Annotated in this window: 18 protein-coding genes; 16 read left to right on the top strand and 2 right to left on the bottom strand. The window is 33.0% G+C overall.

Annotated elements, in window-relative coordinates; all coding sequences use genetic code 11:
* Positions 1 to 6 precede the first annotated feature (6 nt).
* The 9 genes from fabD (at position 7) to ACWJKS_RS18215 (ending at position 8,432) form a co-directional block, all read left to right on the top strand.
* Positions 7 to 945, top strand: coding sequence for an ACP S-malonyltransferase (gene fabD / locus ACWJKS_RS18255; protein ID WP_216302126.1), 939 nt, complete (start codon positions 7 to 9; stop codon positions 943 to 945).
* A gap of 67 nt (positions 946 to 1,012) precedes the next feature.
* Positions 1,013 to 1,753, top strand: a complete 741-nt coding sequence (fabG, locus tag ACWJKS_RS18250) for a 3-oxoacyl-[acyl-carrier-protein] reductase (RefSeq protein WP_165411858.1) — start codon at positions 1,013 to 1,015, stop codon at positions 1,751 to 1,753.
* A gap of 31 nt (positions 1,754 to 1,784) precedes the next feature.
* Entirely contained in the window at positions 1,785 to 3,026 is a 1,242-nt protein-coding gene (gene fabF / locus ACWJKS_RS18245) for a beta-ketoacyl-ACP synthase II (protein ID WP_462960152.1), read from the top strand.
* A 2-nt stretch (positions 3,027 to 3,028) separates the two neighbouring features.
* Positions 3,029 to 3,547 carry an acetyl-CoA carboxylase biotin carboxyl carrier protein gene (accB, locus tag ACWJKS_RS18240; protein ID WP_216302124.1) on the top strand — a complete coding sequence of 173 codons (519 nt, stop codon included), beginning with the start codon at positions 3,029 to 3,031 and terminating at the stop codon, positions 3,545 to 3,547.
* A 69-nt stretch (positions 3,548 to 3,616) separates the two neighbouring features.
* A complete protein-coding gene (gene fabZ / locus ACWJKS_RS18235) occupies positions 3,617 to 4,063 on the top strand; it encodes a 3-hydroxyacyl-ACP dehydratase FabZ (protein ID WP_165411779.1) in 447 nt (148 codons plus the stop codon).
* Positions 4,064 to 4,113: 50 nt separating this feature from the next.
* On the top strand, positions 4,114 to 5,457 hold the full coding sequence (locus tag ACWJKS_RS18230) for an acetyl-CoA carboxylase biotin carboxylase subunit (RefSeq protein WP_216302123.1): 1,344 nt from the start codon (positions 4,114 to 4,116) through the stop codon (positions 5,455 to 5,457).
* Between the two features lie 110 nt (positions 5,458 to 5,567).
* A complete protein-coding gene (gene accD / locus ACWJKS_RS18225; RefSeq protein ID WP_462960151.1) occupies positions 5,568 to 6,428 on the top strand; it encodes an acetyl-CoA carboxylase, carboxyltransferase subunit beta in 861 nt (286 codons plus the stop codon).
* 42 nt (positions 6,429 to 6,470) lie between these two features.
* Positions 6,471 to 7,421, top strand: a complete 951-nt coding sequence (locus tag ACWJKS_RS18220; protein ID WP_216302122.1) for an acetyl-CoA carboxylase carboxyltransferase subunit alpha — start codon at positions 6,471 to 6,473, stop codon at positions 7,419 to 7,421.
* 129 nt (positions 7,422 to 7,550) lie between these two features.
* On the top strand, positions 7,551 to 8,432 hold the full coding sequence (locus ACWJKS_RS18215) for a DegV family protein (RefSeq protein ID WP_216302121.1): 882 nt from the start codon (positions 7,551 to 7,553) through the stop codon (positions 8,430 to 8,432).
* Positions 8,433 to 8,554: 122 nt separating this feature from the next.
* On the opposite strand, the gene ACWJKS_RS18210 is transcribed toward ACWJKS_RS18215, so the two are convergent.
* Positions 8,555 to 8,701: a small, acid-soluble spore protein, alpha/beta type gene (locus ACWJKS_RS18210; RefSeq protein WP_165411774.1), complete on the bottom strand. Its 147-nt coding sequence runs from the start codon at positions 8,699 to 8,701 to the stop codon at positions 8,555 to 8,557.
* A 154-nt stretch (positions 8,702 to 8,855) separates the two neighbouring features.
* Here ACWJKS_RS18210 and proC point away from each other — a divergent pair, with 154 nt between their 5' ends.
* The 7 genes from proC (at position 8,856) to ACWJKS_RS18175 (ending at position 18,684) form a co-directional block, all read left to right on the top strand.
* Positions 8,856 to 9,665 (top strand): pyrroline-5-carboxylate reductase, encoded by an 810-nt coding sequence (proC, locus tag ACWJKS_RS18205; RefSeq protein WP_462960150.1) that lies wholly within the window; start codon positions 8,856 to 8,858, stop codon positions 9,663 to 9,665.
* A gap of 277 nt (positions 9,666 to 9,942) precedes the next feature.
* The gene (locus ACWJKS_RS18200; RefSeq protein WP_462953414.1) at positions 9,943 to 10,218 is read left to right on the top strand and encodes a hypothetical protein; all 276 of its coding nucleotides are present in this window, start codon (positions 9,943 to 9,945) and stop codon (positions 10,216 to 10,218) included.
* A 196-nt stretch (positions 10,219 to 10,414) separates the two neighbouring features.
* Positions 10,415 to 11,278, top strand: coding sequence for a methionyl aminopeptidase (locus ACWJKS_RS18195; RefSeq protein ID WP_462953415.1), 864 nt, complete (start codon positions 10,415 to 10,417; stop codon positions 11,276 to 11,278).
* Between the two features lie 397 nt (positions 11,279 to 11,675).
* The gene (locus ACWJKS_RS18190; RefSeq protein WP_216302117.1) at positions 11,676 to 14,606 is read left to right on the top strand and encodes an insulinase family protein; all 2,931 of its coding nucleotides are present in this window, start codon (positions 11,676 to 11,678) and stop codon (positions 14,604 to 14,606) included.
* A gap of 38 nt (positions 14,607 to 14,644) precedes the next feature.
* Complete coding sequence (locus ACWJKS_RS18185; RefSeq protein WP_462960149.1) at positions 14,645 to 15,592, top strand: phosphoglycerate dehydrogenase; 948 nt, start codon at positions 14,645 to 14,647, stop codon at positions 15,590 to 15,592.
* 46 nt (positions 15,593 to 15,638) lie between these two features.
* Positions 15,639 to 17,381 carry a MutS-related protein gene (locus tag ACWJKS_RS18180; RefSeq protein WP_462960148.1) on the top strand — a complete coding sequence of 581 codons (1,743 nt, stop codon included), beginning with the start codon at positions 15,639 to 15,641 and terminating at the stop codon, positions 17,379 to 17,381.
* 73 nt (positions 17,382 to 17,454) lie between these two features.
* A complete protein-coding gene (locus ACWJKS_RS18175) occupies positions 17,455 to 18,684 on the top strand; it encodes a competence/damage-inducible protein A (protein ID WP_462960147.1) in 1,230 nt (409 codons plus the stop codon).
* A gap of 144 nt (positions 18,685 to 18,828) precedes the next feature.
* Here ACWJKS_RS18175 and ACWJKS_RS18170 read toward each other — a convergent pair whose 3' ends face one another.
* Entirely contained in the window at positions 18,829 to 19,338 is a 510-nt protein-coding gene (locus tag ACWJKS_RS18170; RefSeq protein WP_165411766.1) for a ferritin, read from the bottom strand.
* Positions 19,339 to 19,599 lie beyond the last annotated feature (261 nt).

Here is a 19,599-nt window from a genome sequence, read left to right as displayed (position 1 = left end):
GGAAATATGAGTAAAATTGCTTTTATTTTTCCTGGACAGGGAGCCCAATATATTGGTATGGGTAAGGAATTATTTGAAAATATAGAGGTTTGCAAAAATATATTTAATATAGCAGATAAGGAGCTTAAATTTGAGCTAAGCAAACTTTGTTTTGAGGGCACAGAAGATGAGCTAGATATCACAGAGAATACTCAACCAGCTATTTTAACTACTAGTATAGCAGCCCTTATGGCATTAAAAGAACATGGCATAAAATGTGATGTAACTGCAGGACTTAGTCTTGGAGAGTACTCAGCACTGGTTTGTAGTGGAGCTATGGATTTCAAAGATGCGGTAAAGATTGTTAAAAAGCGTGGACGATTTATGCAGGAAGCAGTGCCTGTAGGGATAGGAACTATGGCAGCTATTTTAGGCCTTGCAGTTAACTTAGTTGAAGAAGCTTGTAGTGAGGCTAGAACCTCTGGGATAGTAGAAATCGCTAATTTAAACTGCCCAGGACAAATAGTAATTGCCGGGGAAATAGCGGCGGTAGAACTTGCCTGCGAAAGAGCTGTGAAAAAAGGCGCAAAACGGGCTATTAATTTACCTGTAAGCGCACCATTTCATACTTCTATGTTAAAACCAGCAGCGGAGAAGTTAGAAATTGAACTTGAAAATATAAACCTTAAAGACATTACTATTCCAGTAATGACAAATGTAAATGGTGATTATGTAAAGGGCAAGGATGATATTAAAGGTAATTTAAAACTTCAAGTTATGAGTTCCGTTTTATGGGAAACAATTATAAGAAATATGATAAAAGACGGTGTCGATACTTTCGTAGAAATAGGTCCAGGTAAGGTCCTGTGTGGATTTATCAAGAAAATAGATAGAAAACTTACAGTAGTTAATGTAGAAGATATGGCATCTTTGGACAAAGCTGTTGCATCTTTAAGTAAGCGATAGAATTGCTTAAACAATAGAATTGATTAAAAAGTGGAATCCTATGAAAGATGTAAAGGAGCATGAATTTATGTTAAAAGGGAAAACAGCAGTAGTTACAGGAGCTAGTCGGGGTATTGGAAGAGCAATAGCCGTAAAGCTAGCAAAGCTTGGAGCAAATGTAGTTGTTAACTATAGAAATAGTGAAGACGCAGTGCGCGAAGTAGTTAAAGAAATAGAAGATTTAGGAGTTAAGGTGTTAGCAATTCAATGTGATATTAGCAGTTATAGTGATGTGGAAAATATGATGAAAAAAAGTGTTGAAGAGTTCGGAAGCTTAGATATTCTAGTTAATAATGCTGGCATAACAAAAGATGGTCTTTTAATGAGAATGAAGGAAGCTGATTTTGACAGTGTTATAGATATTAACCTGAAGGGTGCTTTTAATTGCACAAAACATGTATCAGCCATAATGCTTAAACAGAGAAGTGGAAGAGTAATAAATATATCTTCAGTGTCTGGGCTTACAGGAAATGCAGGCCAAGTGAATTATTCCTCCGCAAAGGCAGGTATAATAGGTATGACTAAGGCTGTGGCTAGAGAATTTGGGGGCCGCGGAGTTACTTGTAATGCAGTAGCCCCAGGATATGTTCAAACAGATATGACACGTGGTTTGACCGAGAAGGTAAAGGATACTATAATGAGCACTATTCCGCTAAGGAGACTTGGAACGCCAGAAGATGTGGCAAATGTAGTAGCATTTCTAGCCTCAGAGGAAGCTTCATACATAACAGGTCAAGTTATAAATGTAGATGGTGGAATGGTAATGTAACTTAGTTGATGATTAAAGGAGGGTTTACTTTATGAAAAATAGAGTTGTTATAACAGGCATGGGAGCAGTTACTCCTATAGGAAATGATGTAAATAGTTTTTGGGATAATATAAAAAAAGGTACTTGTGGCATAGATGTAATTAAGGCTTTCGATATTTCTAAATTTAAATGTAAGCTTGCTGCAGAGGTTAAGGATTTTGACGTAACGGTTGCACTCGACAAAAGAGAAGCTAGAAAAATGGATAAATATTGTCAGTATGCAATGGTTGCAGCAGATGAAGCAATTAAAATTTCAGGATTAGATTTAAAAACTATAGATAGTGAAAGATTAGCAGTAATAGTTGGTTCAGGAATAGGCGGAATTGGTACTATTGAGAACGAGCATGCAAAGCTTATGGAAAAGGGAGCAAGCAGAATTACCCCTTACTTAATACCTATGATAATAGGTAATATGGCGGCCGGGAATATTGCAATAAAATATGGTGCTAAAGGTATGTGCTCGAGCGTTGTTACGGCTTGTGCTACAGGAACTAATGCAATAGGAGATGCTTTTCACATGATTCAAGATGGAAGAGCGGACATAATAATAGCTGGAGGTGCAGAGGCTTCAATAAGCCCGCTAGCTTTAGCAGGGTTTGCACAACTAACAGCTTTAAGCAAAAGTGAAGATCCTTTAAGAGCATCGATTCCTTTTGATAAAGAGAGGGATGGTTTTATTATGGGCGATGGTGCAGGTATAGTTATACTTGAATCTTTAGAGCATGCAGAAAAAAGAAATGCAAAAATATATTCAGAGGTTAAGGGTTATGGATCAACTTGTGATGCCTACCATATAACTTCACCATCTCCAGATGGAGAAGGAGCAACAAGATCAATGATAATAGCGCTTAAAGACGCAGATGTTAAGGCAGAAGAAATATCTTACATTAATGCACATGGAACAAGTACTCCATATAATGATAAGTTTGAAACTATAGCTATAAAATCTGCTTTTGGCGAATATGCATATAAAATACCTGTAAGTTCAACAAAGTCCATGACAGGTCATCTCTTAGGAGCATCAGGGGCTATAGAAGCTATAGTATGTGCAAAAGCATTAGAAGAAGGTTTTGTGCCAGCGACTATAGGATATAAAGTGCCAGATGAAGATTGTGATTTAGATTACGTTCCAAACGTAGGAAGAAAACAGCAACTTAAATATGCATTGTCAAATTCATTAGGCTTTGGTGGTCATAATGCTACTATTATATTAAAAAAATGGGACGGTAGATAATTATGGATTATAAAAATATTCAAGAGTTAATAAAAACCGTTAGTGAATCGATTCTTACTTCTTTTGAAATTGAGACAGAAGGTATCAGAATAATGATGGAGAAAAAAGAACAACAGGTGGTAATAGAAAAAACACCTTTAAATGCTGCACCTTTAGAGCGAGTTGCTAAGGAAATCCTTACTAGGGAAGATGTAGCTTCTAAAGAAGTGTATTTAGAAAAACTAGAAAAGGATATAGCTATAACTACAGAAAATGCAGAAAAGGCAATACCCAAGGAAAACCTATTTGTAGTTAAATCACCTATTGTTGGAACTATGTATTCTTCTCCAAGTGCTGAATCAAAGAATTTTGTAAAGGTTGGGACTAAGGTTAAAGTTGGAGACACACTTTGTATTTTAGAAGCTATGAAGCTTATGAATGAAATTGAAAGCGAAGTAGATGGAGAAGTTGTAGAAGTATTGGTTTCAAATGAAGATATGGTAGAGTACGGACAGCCATTGTTCAAAATAATTGAAAACTAGTGGCGAAAAGACAGCTTAAAACTGTCATATGGTGACTGGTGTAATTGCATGAAAGGTGGAATCATTAATATGGAAGATATAAAAGGTACTACTTTAGATATAAAACAAATACAAGAAATTATTCCTCATAGATATCCATTTTTATTTGTGGATAAAGTAGAGGAACTAGAACCAGGCAAAAGAGCTGTTGGGTATAAGAATGTTACTATGAATGAGTATTTCTTTCAGGGGCATTTTCCAGAAGAACCTATACTTCCGGGAGTAATAATTATTGAGGCTTTAGCGCAGGTTGGGGCAGTGGCACTTTTAAGTATGGAGAGCTATAAAGGTAAAATAGCTTACTTTGGTGGTATTAATAAAGCTAAATTTAGAAAGAAAGTTGTTCCGGGAGATGTGTTAAAGCTAGAGGTAGAAATAATCAAAATGAAGGGACCTGTTGGGATAGGTCTAGGCATAGCTACAGTAAATGGAGTTAAAGTGGCACAAGCTGAAATTACATTTGCGGTAGGGAAATAAACATTAAAAACACTTTTGTTAATAATTTTTAGTGTGGGGAAGGTAATAATATGTTTAAGAAGATATTGATTGCAAATAGAGGCGAGATTGCGGTAAGAATAATCAGGGCGTGTAATGAAATGGGTATTCAAACTGTTGCAGTATATTCTGAGGTAGATAAAGATGCTCTTCATACTCAAATGGCAGATGAGGCTGTATGTATTGGACCTAGTAAATCTAAGGATAGTTATTTAAATATGCAAAATATTTTGAGTGCCACGGTGCTTACGGGCGCAGAGGCAATTCATCCGGGGTATGGGTTCTTATCAGAAAATAGTAAGTTTGCACAGATGTGTGAGGAGTGTAATATAAAATATATAGGCCCAAATTCACAAAACATTGATAATATGGGAAATAAATTAAAGGCAAGAGAAATTATGATAAATGCTGGGATACCAGTAGTCCCTGGTTCGGGCGGAGCGATTGACTCTGAAGCAGATGCTTTAACGGAAGCTGAAAAAATAGGATATCCTGTAATGATAAAGGCCTCAGCAGGAGGCGGGGGACGAGGAATTAGAGTCGTTAGTAAAATAGAAGATCTTATACCTGCGTACAACACTGCAAAAGCTGAGGCGAAAACTGCTTTCGGTGATGATACAATGTATATGGAAAAATTCATAGAAGAGCCAAGACATATAGAGTTTCAAATACTTGCAGATGAGCATGGAAATGTTGTTCATCTTGGCGAGAGAGACTGTTCTATTCAAAGGCGTAATCAGAAGGTAATAGAAGAGGCACCAGGAGTCCGAATGACAGGAGAACTTAGAAAACAGATGGGTGAGGTTGCAGTTAAAGCGGCTAAGTCTATTAATTATAAAAATGCTGGAACTATAGAGTTTTTATTAGATAAACATGAAAAATATTACTTTATGGAGATGAATACACGTATACAGGTAGAGCATCCAATAACAGAAATGATCACTAGAGTAGATTTAGTTAAAGCGCAGATAAGAATTGCTGCAGGCCAAATACTTCCTTATAAACAGGAGGATATAAAAATTGAGGGCCATGCTATTGAATGTAGAATAAATGCAGAAAATCCTTCTAAAAATTTTATGCCTTGTCCTGGCGTTATAAAATCACTCCATATTCCAGGAGGATATGGAGTAAGGATTGATAGTGCGGCATATCAAGGATACAAGATTCCACCAACATATGACTCCATGATAGGAAAACTCATTGTCCACGGAAAAGATAGAGATGAAGCAATACGTAAAATGAGAAGAGTATTAGGGGAGTTTATAATAGAGGGTGTGGATACTAATATAGATTTTCAATTTAAAATAATAAATAATAGTAATTTTATAAAAGGAAAATTTGATACTAGTTTTATTAGTAAAGAATTTAACAAGTAGCTAAACACATACTGGAATTTATTGCATAAAAGTTTTATACTATGAGAGTGGTATCTATTTGGTATGCTATAAATTATAGTGTAGGTATGTTTTTAGAAAGGGGTAGCTATATGTTTGAGTTTAAACGTATATTTAAAAAAAGTAAATATATTGAGGTTAAAAGTTTAGAAGATGAATATGGTGAGAAAAAACCTAATATCCCTACAGGAATGTGGGTTAAATGCGAAACATGTGGCAAAATCCTTTATAATAAGGATTTAGAGAGTAGCATAATGACATGTGATAATTGTAGAACCCATTTCAGAATTGGGTCTAGAGAAAGAATAAATTATACTATGGATGAAGGGACTTTTATAGAATACGATAAAGATATGATCTCAGATGACCCTATAGATTTTGAGGGATATAAAGATAAACTCCAAAGTTTGCATGATAAAACCTTATTAAAAGAAGCTGTAATAACTGGAGAAGGAAAGATAAATGGACAGGATACGTTAATTGCAGTAATGGATAGCAATTTTATGATGGGAAGCATGGGCTGCGTTGTCGGAGAGAAAATTACAAGGGTCATTGAAAGAGCAACAGAAGCTAAAAAACCAATTATTATATTCACTGCCTCAGGGGGAGCTAGGATGCAGGAAGGCATATTTTCGCTAATGCAAATGGCCAAAACTAGTGCTGCTATTGCAAGGCATAATGAAAAAGGTTGTCTTTATATAACTGTTCTTACAGACCCAACTACAGGTGGAGTTACAGCAAGTTTTGCTATGCTGGGAGATATAATAATCTCTGAACCTAATGCATTAATAGGGTTTGCAGGTAAAAGAGTTATTGAACAAACATTAAAGCAACAATTACCTGATGGTTTTCAAAGGGCTGAATTTCTGCTCCAAAAGGGTTTTATAGATAAAGTAGTGGATAGAAAAGCTATGAAGGATACTTTAACGCAAATATTGAAAATTCATTCATAGCATTAAGAGAAAGACAAAAGTAACGGTAGGGAGTGGAATTTTATGGTAACTTTACCTTTTGAAAAGCACATGTATGAACTTAAAAGTAAAATAGATGAACTAAAGAATTTAGCAATAGATCAAAATATGGATTTAGAAAAAGAAATAAGACAGATGGAAATTAAGCTCTACAATATGAAAAAGGAAGCCTATAAAAACTTAACTGCCTGGGATAAAGTAAGTATTGCGAGGCTTGTGGAACGTCCTACTGCTCTTGATTATATAAATCTGATTTTTGATTCCTTTATGGAGCTACATGGTGATAGGTATTATGGAGATGATTCTGCTATTGTAGGTGGAATAGCAGAGTTTAATGGTATTCCTATAACTGTTATAGCCCAGCAAAAGGGAAATAACACCAAGGAAAACATAAAGAGAAACTTTGGTATGCCAAATCCAGAGGGGTATAGAAAAGTTTTAAGACTTATGAAACAGGCAGAAAAATTTAAAAGGCCTATTATTTGTCTTGTAGATACTCCGGGAGCATATTGTGGACTAGGTGCAGAAGAAAGAGGTCAAGGTGAGGCAATTGCTAGAAATCTTATGGAAATGGCAACATTAAAAACACCAGTAATTTCAATAGTTATAGGAGAAGGCGGAAGTGGTGGAGCTTTAGCTATGGCGGTAGCAGATGAGGTTTGGATGCTAGAACATGCAATTTATTCTATTTTGTCACCAGAAGGTTTTGCTAGCATATTATATAAAGATGCAAGTCTTGCTAAAGAAGCGGCTACTGCAATGAAAATAACAGCTCAGGATTTAATTGATTTTGGAATAATAGATAGAATCATAAAAGAGCCTTTAGGTGGGGCGCACACTAATTTAGATGAGATGGCGGCAAGTATTAAACGTAATTTAGAAGAGTCAATTGTTAGATTAATGCGGGAACCTATAGAATCTTTACTTACTAAGAGATATTATAAATTTAGAAAGATTGGTAAGGTAGTGGAATAATTTTCATTTTAGTGATGTTAAGAAAAGTATATATACTTTTCTTTTTTTTTGTATTGAAGTGTTTATATAAATCATACATAATAGAAGGTGAGAATAATATTTAAGATAATGGCAAAGGGGAATTAAGTTATGAGTAGAACACACAGTGGGACGATTTTAGTGATAGATTCAGGATGCGATCTATCTTTAGATTATATTAAACAAGAAAACATAGTACCGATAGGAATAATATGTAATTTTAAAGGTCAAGCAATAGAGGATGATTTTGGGAAAAATATTATTCGTAAGGACTTTTATGATGCTTTAAGGCAGGGAGAGATGCCTACTACATCACAAATAAATAGCCAAAGATATGTAGAGGTTTTTAGAAAGTATGTGAAGGAAGAAAAATCTATAATATATATTGCTTTGTCTTCTGCATTAACAGGAACTATAAACAGTGCAAATATAGCAATAGAGGCTATACTTGAAGAGTTCCCTGAGGCGGATATAAGTATAGTTGATAGTAAATGCGCAAGCCTTGGACAAGGGCTGTTAGTGCATTATGCTTATGAAATGTTAAAGAAAGGAAATTCAAAAGGAGAGATAGTTACCTGGCTTGAGGAAAATAAACTTAAGATTAACCATTGGTTTACAGTTAATGATTTAAACCATTTAAAAAGAGGTGGACGAATTTCAAGTTCCGCTGCAGCTGTTGGCACCTTGTTAAATATAAAACCAGTTTTGTTTGTGGATAATGAAGGAAGACTTACTCCTTTTTCTAAGTGTAGAGGTAGAAAAAAGGCAATAAATACCTTAGTTGAAAAATTCAAGGAAAGAACAGACCCAAATAAAGAGCAAGTTATTGCTATAAGTCATGGAGATTGTATTGAAGATGCATTAGCTTTAGAGGCTTTAGTTAGAGAAAATGGAAATGTTAAAGATGTTATTTTAAATTATGTGGGTACGGCAATAGGGTCCCATACAGGACCAGAAATATTAGGATTATATTTTATGGGTGATGAAAGATAATGGTTAAGGCGTATTATGATAAATGGAATTGCAATTTATACAATATCATAAATTAAAAATTATTTTATGAAGTAAAAGAAAGACAGGGGAAGATATCTTTCTTTTACTAATATAGAGAAGATCTATTCTGTTTCATTTCCTAATTTCTTAGATTCTTTAGAAACACCTATTTCGTTGGCAGTTTCCATTCTCATTTTATCTAATTCTTTTTTCGTTTTTGGATTAGCCTTTTTATTATCTTTACTATTTTTGTTGTTTTTATGTGACATTGCAAGATCCTCCTTATATTACTTAGAGCACAAATAACTATTAATTGATTTGCTCCTTTATAATAAATATTTCAATATTAGTATAACCAAGTTCATGAAATGTATGTGATATAATTAGTATTATTAAAAAAATTATATAGGAGGAAATAATTATATGAATAAAAAGATAGGATTTATAGGCTGTGGTAATATGGCAAAGGCTATGATAAGTGGAATAGTAAAATCAAATTTAGTTTCTAGCCAACAAGTAATAGCAAGTAATCCATCAGATAAGAGTTTAAATAAGGTAAAAGAACAATATAATATTCTAGTAACTAATGACAACAAGGAAGTTGCTGAATCTTCTGATATATTAATTTTAGCTGTAAAACCCTATAAATACTCTGAGGTTATCGATGAAATAAAACCATATTTAAAGACGACGGTAGTTATAGTAACTATAGCTGCAGGGGTAACTTTAGAATATATGAGCAATGCACTCGGAGGCGCTGCAAAGGTTATAAGAACTATGCCAAATACTCCAGCGTTTGTTGGCGCGGGTATGAGTGCACTTTGTGCTAATAAAAATATAACTAAAGAAGAATTGCAAGACGTAGTAAATATTTTTGAAAGTTTTGGTAAGATAGAGATATTAGAGGAAAAGCTTATTGATGTAGTTCCGGCGGTAAGTGGCTCATCTCCTGCTTATGTTTATATGTTTATTGAAGCTTTAGGTGATGGGGCGGTGCTTCAAGGAATGCCAAGAGAAAAGGCTTATAAAATGGCAGCGCAAGCAGTGCTAGGGGCAGCTAAAATGGTACTTGAAACAGGAGAACACCCAGGAAAACTTAAAGACGATGTATGCTCACCAGGTGGAACTACTATAGCGGCCGTATACACCTTAGAAAAGAATAATTTTAGAGGAACAGTAATTTCAGCTATGGAGAGTTGTACAGAAAAGGCAATTAAAATGGGTGAAAAATAAGATTTTCAAAAAATAGAGGCAGTTACATATGAATCTCAATAGAATGAAACTGTTTGGTGACTAGGTACAGGATTAGGGTATAAAATATGCTCTAATCCTGTACCTTTTTTATTGTGCAACAAAGAATTACCCCTGAAAATATTTGTAATAAAACTACATGAAAAACATATACATTTATTAAGGGTTTGAGCAATTTGCATCCCTAAAGCACCACTATAGCAGATAATTTAACGACATTTCAGCTCGGCAGGAGATGATTTAACTGGAGGGAAAGCAAATGGAAACAAAGGGTTTATTGGTTAAGATTAATTATTCGCAAGAGGGTAATGACAGTTTAGCAATATCTTATACTACTAATATAAATAAGGATAATCATTCTTCTAAGTATTTAATTTGTGGAGGAAGGTATAATAGAAATGGTGGAACTATAATGTTTAAGGCCAAAAATATAGAAGAAGCTTCAGAAATAGCTAATAATAATCTAGTGGCCAAAGCAGGAGTTAATAAATATGAGTATTTTAAACTATCAACATCTGAAATAGGGTTAACATAAATGCGCATTAATAGCACTATGTATTTTGAATTTTCAATGAATACATTGACACAATCACAAAAAGTTTTTGCGAAACGGTTGAATACTTGGGATTATGAACTATAATTAAAGATGAAATCATCAATATAGAATATACTTACAACTAAACTGTGGTTGTAATTGACGGTTTGAATAATTTCAATTGGGAGGAAATATAATGAATAAACTATCGCGAAATGATATTTGTTGGTGTGGCAGTGGTAAGAAATATAAAAAATGTCACATGGATCAGGATATATTTATAGGGAATATAGAGGAAAAAGTAGGTTATAAAATACCTAGAGATATAATGAAAACAGAGGAACAAATAGAGGGTATAAGGAAAAGTTGCAAGTTAACTCATGATATACTCGATATTGTTGGGGAGAGAATAAAAGTTGGAGTAACCACAAATGAAATTAATACTTGGGTACATGAATATACTGTGCAGCATAATGCATATCCAGCACCACTCGGCTATGGGGACTTTCCTAAGAGTGTATGTACATCTATAAATGATGTAATATGTCATGGTATACCCGATGATACAGTTCTAAAAGATGGTGATATAATTAATGTAGATGTGTCTTGCATATTAGATGGATATTATGGTGATGCTAGTAGAATGTATACAATTGGAGAAATGTCTAAGGAAGCGTTAGATTTGGTGCGTGTATCGAAAGAGTGTTTAGAAAGGGGTATAGAGCAGGTAAAACCCTTCAATACCCTTGGAGATATAGGGTGTGCTATTCAAGAGCATGCAGAAGGTTTTGGATATTCAGTAGTATACGATTATGGTGGTCATGGCGTTGGATTGGAGTTTCATGAAGAACCATTTGTACCTCATATAGGCAAAAAAGGAGAGGGGTCAATATTACTACCTAATATGATTTTTACTATTGAGCCTATGATTAATATCGGTAGTCCTGAAACAGATGTACTTGAAGATGATTGGACAGCGGTTACAGTAGATGGTTCATTGTCATCTCAGTGGGAACATACAATACTTGTTACTAAAACAGGATATGAGATACTAACATAAGACTACATTATATGTAAAAATACCCCCAGAAATGGAGGTATTTTTATATATAATGTTTTATAAGTCACTATTCTATTTTTATTTATGTACCAATGGTATTGTAAATGTCGTTAAATTTTATAAATAGGATTAATTAAGCTTATGAACATAAATGGAGAAAGGGAAGATAAAATAGCATTATATGATTTTGTTGTTTAGGTGTAGTATAGACAAAATAAAAATGAGGAAAGATAAATCTATAATTTATGTTGATGGTAGCGCGGAATAAAATGTTGTATAATGAATATAATAGGTAAATATTGATATTGACAGGTGTAATTTACATGGGGCAAGGTTTTAGGATATGAAACACTTAATAAGTATTTAAACTTTTAAAAAAAGTACGAGGAGGACAGAAATGAAGTTTACGATTGGCGGTATATATCACGGATTTAAGTTAATTGAAGAGAAAAATATAGGAGAGCTAAATTCTGTTACAAGGTTGTTTGAACACATTAAAAGTGGGGCTAGACTGTTGCATTTAGAAAATGATGATGATAACAAGGTGTTTTCTATAGGATTTAGAACACCACCGAAAAGTAGTAATGGGCTTCCACATATACTGGAACATTCAGTGCTTTGTGGCTCTAGAAAATTTCCAACAAAGGAGCCTTTTGTTGAATTAATAAAGGGATCTTTAAATACATTTTTAAATGCTATGACTTTTTCTGACAAAACGATATATCCTCTAGCTAGTAAAAATGATAAAGATTTTTTTAATCTTATGGATGTGTATTTAGATGCAGTTTTCTATCCGAATATATACTCACAACCTGAAATATTAATGCAAGAGGGCTGGCATTATGAATTAGAAAACAAGGAAGATAAACTAACTTATAAAGGTGTAGTTTATAATGAAATGAAAGGTGCATTTTCATCTCCGGAAGGGTGCCTCATGCGCAAGGTTCAAGAGTCCTTATTTCCGGACACATCATATGGCGTAGAATCTGGTGGAGATCCAGAATGTATACCAGAATTATCGCAGAAAGAATTCATAGAGTTTCATAAAAAATATTATCATCCATCAAATAGTTATATATTCCTATATGGAGATGGAGATATTGATAAACAGTTACAATTTATTAGTGAAGAGTATTTAAATAATTTTGATAAAATTACAGTAGAGTCATCTATTAGCTTACAGAAACCATTTAGCAAAATGGAAGAAGTTAAGATGGATTATCCTATTTCATGTGATGATGATGAGAATGGCAAAACATTCTTAAGTATGAACTTTGTATCAGGTGATAATATTAGCCATCCAGAAATGCATTTAGCCTTTGAAATTTTAGAGTATTTATTATTAGAAAGCGCTGCAGCACCTTTGAAGAAAGCACTTATAGACGCCGAGATAGGTAAAGATGTATTTGGAGGTTTTGATAATAGCATATTACAACCGGTGTTTAGTATAGTAGTAAAAAACTCTAATGAAAGTGAAAAAGAAAGATTTAAGGAAGTTGTATTTACAACTTTAAAGGATTTAGTTAAAGAAGGAATAGATAAAAAATTAATAGAAGCTTGTATAAATAGTACTGAATTTAAATTAAGGGAAGCTGACTTAGGTGGTTTTCCAAAGGGATTATATTACTATATAACTAGTATGGACAGCTGGCTTTATGATAAAGATCCAACTATGCATTTAGAGTATGAAAGTTATTTGATCAAAATAAAAGCTGCATTAACTACTAATTATTTTGAAAAACTTATAGAAAAGTACCTAATAAATAATACCCATAGTTCTATGGTTATATTGAATGGTAAAAAGGGCTTAGCAGAACAAAAGTCCAAGGCAGTAGAAGAAAAACTAGCTAAGTATAAGGAAAGTCTTTCAGAAAAACAAATAGAGGAAATAGTTAAGCAGGGGAAAGCTCTTAAAGAAAGACAAATGACGCCAGATGCTGTGGAAGTGCTCGAAACTATTCCTTTACTTGAGCTAACCGATATTGAGAAACAAGTAGAACATTTACCTTTAAAGGAAAAGGATGAGCAAGGAGTAAAGGTATTATCTCATAATATATTCACTAATAAAATTGCCTATATAAATGTATTATTTGATTCTAAAAAAGTAGATATAAAGTTACTGCCTTATGTAACATTATTATCAACTATTTTAGGAAGGGTAAGTACGCGGAATACTAGTTATTCTGATTTATCTAATGAGGTTAATATTCATACAGGCGGAATTCATTTTACCACAGAGGTATTTGGCGAAAGTGGAAATTTCGAAAAATATAGCCCCAAGTTAGTAGTAAAGACTAAAGCTTTAACTGAAAAGCTTCCTAAATTATTTGATATTATGGCAGAGATAATTAGTAATACTAAATTTGATGAAAAGAAACGTTTGAAGGAGCTAATTCAACAATTAAAATCAAGGCATGAAATGAAGATTCTTGATAGAGGACATATGGTAGCAGCTGGAAGACTTACATCTTACTTCTCGCCAGCTTCAGCTTATATAGAAAAAACTACAGGAATAGCTTTTTATAAATTTATTGATGAGATTGAAAGAGATTTTGATAACAAAGCAGAAGAGATCATTGAAAACTTAAACAAGGTATCAAAGCTTATATTTAACAAAAATAATCTTATAATAAGTGTTACAGGAGAAGAAGACATATATACTGCATTTACTACAGAGCTACCTAAGATTATAAGCGTCTTAGGAGAAGAAAAATTGCCAGATGCATTGTATAATTTTGATCTAAATAAAAATAATGAAGGATTATTAACCTCATCAGATGTTCAGTATGTAGCTAAAGGATATAACTTCATTAAGAAGGGATATTCATATTCAGGTAAAATGCTAGTACTTAAAACTATAGCAAGTCTCGATTACCTATGGAATAGAGTGCGTGTGCAAGGTGGCGCCTATGGTGGTTTTGCAAATATAGCTAGAAGTGGGAATATAGTCTTTGTATCTTATCGTGATCCTAATGTCCAAGAGACTTTAAAAGCTTACGATGGAATATGTAATTATATAGGAAGCTTTGAAGCCTCAGAAAGAGAAATGACAAAATACATTATTGGAACAATCAGTGAGCTTGACTCACCATTAACACCTTCTATGAAAGGTGAGCGGGCGACAGCATATTATATAAGAGGTATTACTGAGGAGCAAAGACAAAAGGAGAGAGAAGAAGTATTAAGTACAAATCCTGCGGACATTAAGTCTTTTAAAGCACTATTAAATGATGTTATAAAGGAAAACTACTTTTGTGTACTGGGAAATGAAACTAAACTTAAAGATAATAAAGAAATATTTACTAATTTGGTAAATGTATTTAAATAAGGTGCCTTATGGCACCTTTTTTTCGAAGGAGGATTTGCATGGCTATTAAAGCACTCTTTACATACAATTATGGCGAAGAAAAAATGAAAGGTATAGAAGATTTTGGGTATGATATAAAGGTAGCTAAAGAGCAAGATTTAATTTATAGTGAAAAGCTTGAGGACATAGAGGTTTTAATTTGTTATGATCCATTTAAAACACTCGCCATAGAGAAAATGAAAAAGCTAAAATGGATTCAATTATCTAGCATAGGTATTGACCAATTGCCAACAGAGTATGTTAAAAACACTTCTATTATAATTACGAATAATAAAGGTGGCTATAGTATACCAATGGGGGAATGGATTGTATTAAAAATTCTAGAGCTCTTTAAGAATAGTAAGGGGCTATATGAAAATCAAGCTAATAAAAAATGGAAAACGGATACAAGTATTCGGGAGATATATGGTAAAACTATAGGATTTATAGGGACAGGCACAATAGCTGCGGAGGCAGCTAAACGACTTCAAGGGTTCGGCGTAAACTTAATAGGTGTAAATACAGATGGTAGAGATGTTGAATATTTTAATACATGCTATGCTATGAGTGAATTAGACCAAATGATTAAGTTATGTGATGTGATTGTGTGTACAGTGCCATATACCAAAGCTACCCATCATTTAATTAATGAAGATAGATTTATTGCAATGAAAAATGGAGTTTTTTTCATAAATGTAGCTAGAGGGAGTATTGTGGATGAAGCTTCTTTAATTAAAAATTTGAAAAATGGTAAACTAGCAGGAGCCGCAATAGACGTATATGAAGAAGAACCTTTAAAAGTGGATAATCCATTATGGAATCTAAATAATGTTATATTAACTTCTCATAATTCCTGGATTTCAGAGATGAGAAACCAGCGAAGATTTAACCTTATATATAAGAATATGAAAAAATATGTACAAGGGGAAGAACTAGTAAATGTAGTAGATTTAAAAAAAGGGTATTAGATTATTTATAAAAAGGAGTTAGTGATTTTTAAGGGGGATAAGGTAAGTGGACAAGGATAAAAAATTTAGCAACTTATTTATAACAAGCATGGTTATGGCTGCAATCATAACTTACATAACAATTATTTTAGGGAAAAATGCAAAAGAAATATATTTGTGGGGAATTATTATCTCTTTAGTCTTAGTGATGCTAGGTCTAGTAGCAAGAAGCAAAGCAATATTTTATAAGAAATTAAAACAGGTTAGAGAAAACTATGGTGTGGAAAATAAGCGAGAGAGGAAATTTGAAGATATTAAATTATTATTTGATGTATTAAAGTATAAAAATCCGCAGGAAATATATGTTGATGATCAAACTTACTTAGATTTAAATATGAACCAGGTTTTTGAAAAGGTAGACAGAACATTGTCATCTCCAGGGGAACAGTACTTATACCATATTTTAAGAAATCCAATTTTAAAAAAAGAAAAACTAATTAATAGAAATAAGACTATAAGTTTTTTTCAAAAAAATAAGGAAACAAGAGAAAAAATACAAGTTAGTTTATTAAAGCTGGGAAGACAGCGTAATAATACTGTAACATCGTTTTTATGGAATGAAATCTTATATAAAACTTCAATGAAGCCATTGCTATATCTTTTAACAGTACTAGCTTATGGTTCTTTAGTTTCAATAGCTTTTATTGGAATATCTAAAGCCTTTTATTTTTTATTTATAATGTTTTTAGCTAATGGGTTTATTAATGTTAAGATTAAAAAACAGGTTGGGGCAGAAATTGAAGCTATGGGATATTTAGGAAAGATAATTACGTTAGCTGAAGTTATGGGAAGAGTAGAGGATGAAGAGATAAAGGAATATACCTTAAAGCTTAAAGAAAAAGCAAAGGGTTGCAAGGTGATAATGAAAAAAGCTACCTCCATTGGAATAGGAAGAATAGAAGGTGCAGATGTTATTTTTGAGTACTTTAATATGTTCTTTTTAAAAGAAGCTAGAGGCTTTTATAGAATAATAGATGAGGTTAAAGCACATATCGGAGAAATAAGAGAAATTTATTTAATTTTAGGAGAAATTGATGCATTAATATCTGTAGCGTCCTATAGGGATGGGCTTTTAGAATATACGGAGCCTAAATTAACAAAAGGACTTAAAGAGATAAAAGGTGAGAATATAAAACATCCATTAATAGAAGCTGCTGTAGGTAATTCTTTAACTATAGAAAAGGGTGTTATTATAACGGGTTCAAACATGTCAGGTAAATCTACTTTTTTAAGGGCTGTGGGCTTAAATGCACTATTTGCACAAACTATTTTTACCTGCCTTGCTACAAGCTATGAAGGTGGATATTTCAATATAGTATCTTCGATGACTGTAAGTGATAATGTAACTGGTGGAAAAAGTTATTATTTAAGTGAGGCAGAGGCAATATTTAGAATAATTAATGTTTGCAATGAGGAAGTAACAAACCTATGTCTTATTGATGAAATTTTTAGGGGAACTAACCCTATTGAGAGGGTTAATGCTTCTGCTGAAATTTTAGCTTATTTGTCTATTCACAATTCTTTGGTTGCAGTAGCTACACATGATCTTGAAATAACTAAAATGGTAGGAGACTTATATGAATGCTATTATTTTACTGAGAGTGTAGGGGAGCATGGATTAGAGTTTGATTATAAAATAAGAAAAGGGGTATCTTCTACCAGAAATGCAATAAAAGTACTTGAATTTATGGGATATCCAGAAGAAATTATTCATAGAACCAATGAAAGAATTATAAAGAGTAAAATTTAAGCGAAATTACTCTTTAATGTAAATATGTAAATACCACTTGCTACGTAAGTGGCATCTAAGGGAGGAAGTTATTATGAAAGCAGAAATATTATCAGTAGGTACGGAAATATTACTCGGCGATATTGTTAATACAAATGCACAATATATTGCTAAGAGACTTGCAGATTTAGGTATATCAGTTTATCATCAGTGCGTAGTTGGAGATAATCCAGAAAGACTTTTAGAATCATATAGATTAGCATTTAGTAGAGCTGATTTAGTTATAACTAGTGGGGGACTTGGACCTACAAAGGATGATTTAACCAAGGAAGTAGCTTTTGAATATTTTGGCAAGCGTAGCGTTGTTCATGAAGCTTCTTTAAAAATTATTGAGGATTATTTTAAAGATATGAACAGACCAATGACGAAAAGCAATAAGAAACAAGCGTATTTTCCAGTAGATGCGGTAGTGATTCCTAATAATAATGGCACAGCGCCAGGATGTATAATAGAAGAAAATCGAAAGATAATTGCACTTTTACCTGGTCCACCTTGGGAAATGAAACCTATGTTTGAGGAGGCTGTTATTCCTTATCTTAAAAAGTTTGCGCAAGGTGTATTAGTTTCAAAGGTGCTCAGAGTTATTGGAGTGGGAGAGAGCAGTGCGGAAGAAATGATAGAAGATATATTGAATAATCAAACTAATCCAACTGTGGCACCCTATGCTAAAGCAGGGGAAATGACATTTAGAATTACAGCAAAGGCTAATACACAGGAAGAAGGCACAAGACTGATTGCGCCTATGGAAGATGAAATACGTAGAAGACTAGGAAATAACATTTATGGCGAAGGGAATACAACCTTAGAAAATGTACTTGGAGAAATGCTTATAAATAAGAAGTTAACTATATCCACAGCAGAATCTTGCACAGGAGGAATGGTAGCTGCAAAGCTTATAAATTACCCAGGGATATCTTCTGCGTTTATAGAGGGGGCAATTACATATAGCAATGAGGCTAAAATTAATAGATTAGGAGTTGCGAGAGAAACATTAGATAAGTATGGTGCAGTAAGTAGTGAAGTAGCAGCAGAAATGGCGCAAGGTATAGCAAAAACTGCAGGCACTAGTATTGGCCTTTCAACTACGGGAATTGCGGGCCCAGATGGTGGGAGTGCAGAAAAACCAGTGGGACTTGTATATGTTGGGTTATATATTAATGGTGAAGTTAAAACTAAGATGCTTAAATTATCTGGTAACAGGCAGAAAATACGTGAGAGTGCAACTATGGAGTTACTTGATTTAGTTAGGAGAGAGCTATTGTAGTTAACTTGCACTTATAAAAAGTCATTAAATAAAAAAAATTTATAGTATTGTATAATGGAACTAATAAAGGCACATATCAATATTGATATGTGCCTTTAAAAATCTATTTAAAATATATATGTTACTTTTATGAATTTATCTATTTTATTTAGTAACAGGTGGTACAAAAACCCTAGTTGCGAGTTCGTTATCCAGCATATAAATACTTGTAGGATCAGCGTTGATTCTCGCAAGCCTTTTTATAAGGCCATTAAAATTAGATTCTTCCTCAACTTGCTCATCAATAAACCACTTAAGTAAGCTTATAGTAGCATGTTCTTTTTCTTCAGTAGCAATGTCAGTAAGATTATAAATATTACTAGTTACAACTTTTTCATGAGCATATGCTATGTTAAAAACATCAAGAAGTGTTTCATAATCGTTTTGAGGTTCACTCATTCCTTCTAAAGTTAAGCGTCCGTTCATTTCATTTATATAATTATAAAATTTCATAGCATGGAATTTTTCTTCTTCAGCTTGTACTTTAAAGAAATTAGAAAAACCATCAAAATCTTCTGCTGCGCAATAAGCTGACATAGCTAAATAAAGGTGTGCAGAATAAAATTCAAAGTTCATTTGCTTGTTTAGTTCATTGAACAATCTTTCGCTTATCATAATAATCCTCCTCATATTCCTCTGGTCTAAAACAATGATTATGACCTTGGAAATGTAAATTTACAATAGTATAATATTATTGTTTGACGTTGATAATTGTTTTTACTTAATTATAAATATTAAACGATATCTATATTATACACCAAATGTGTTTTTATTAAACAATAATTATACAGCGAATGTATAGTTATTGTGCTAACATGCCATATATATTAGGAATTAGGCTTTAAAATATAATTACATTAAACATTTCAGAAGGAA

Source organism: Clostridium sp. CM038, assembly GCF_055081105.1.
This window is presented reverse-complemented; position numbering and strand designations above follow the sequence as displayed.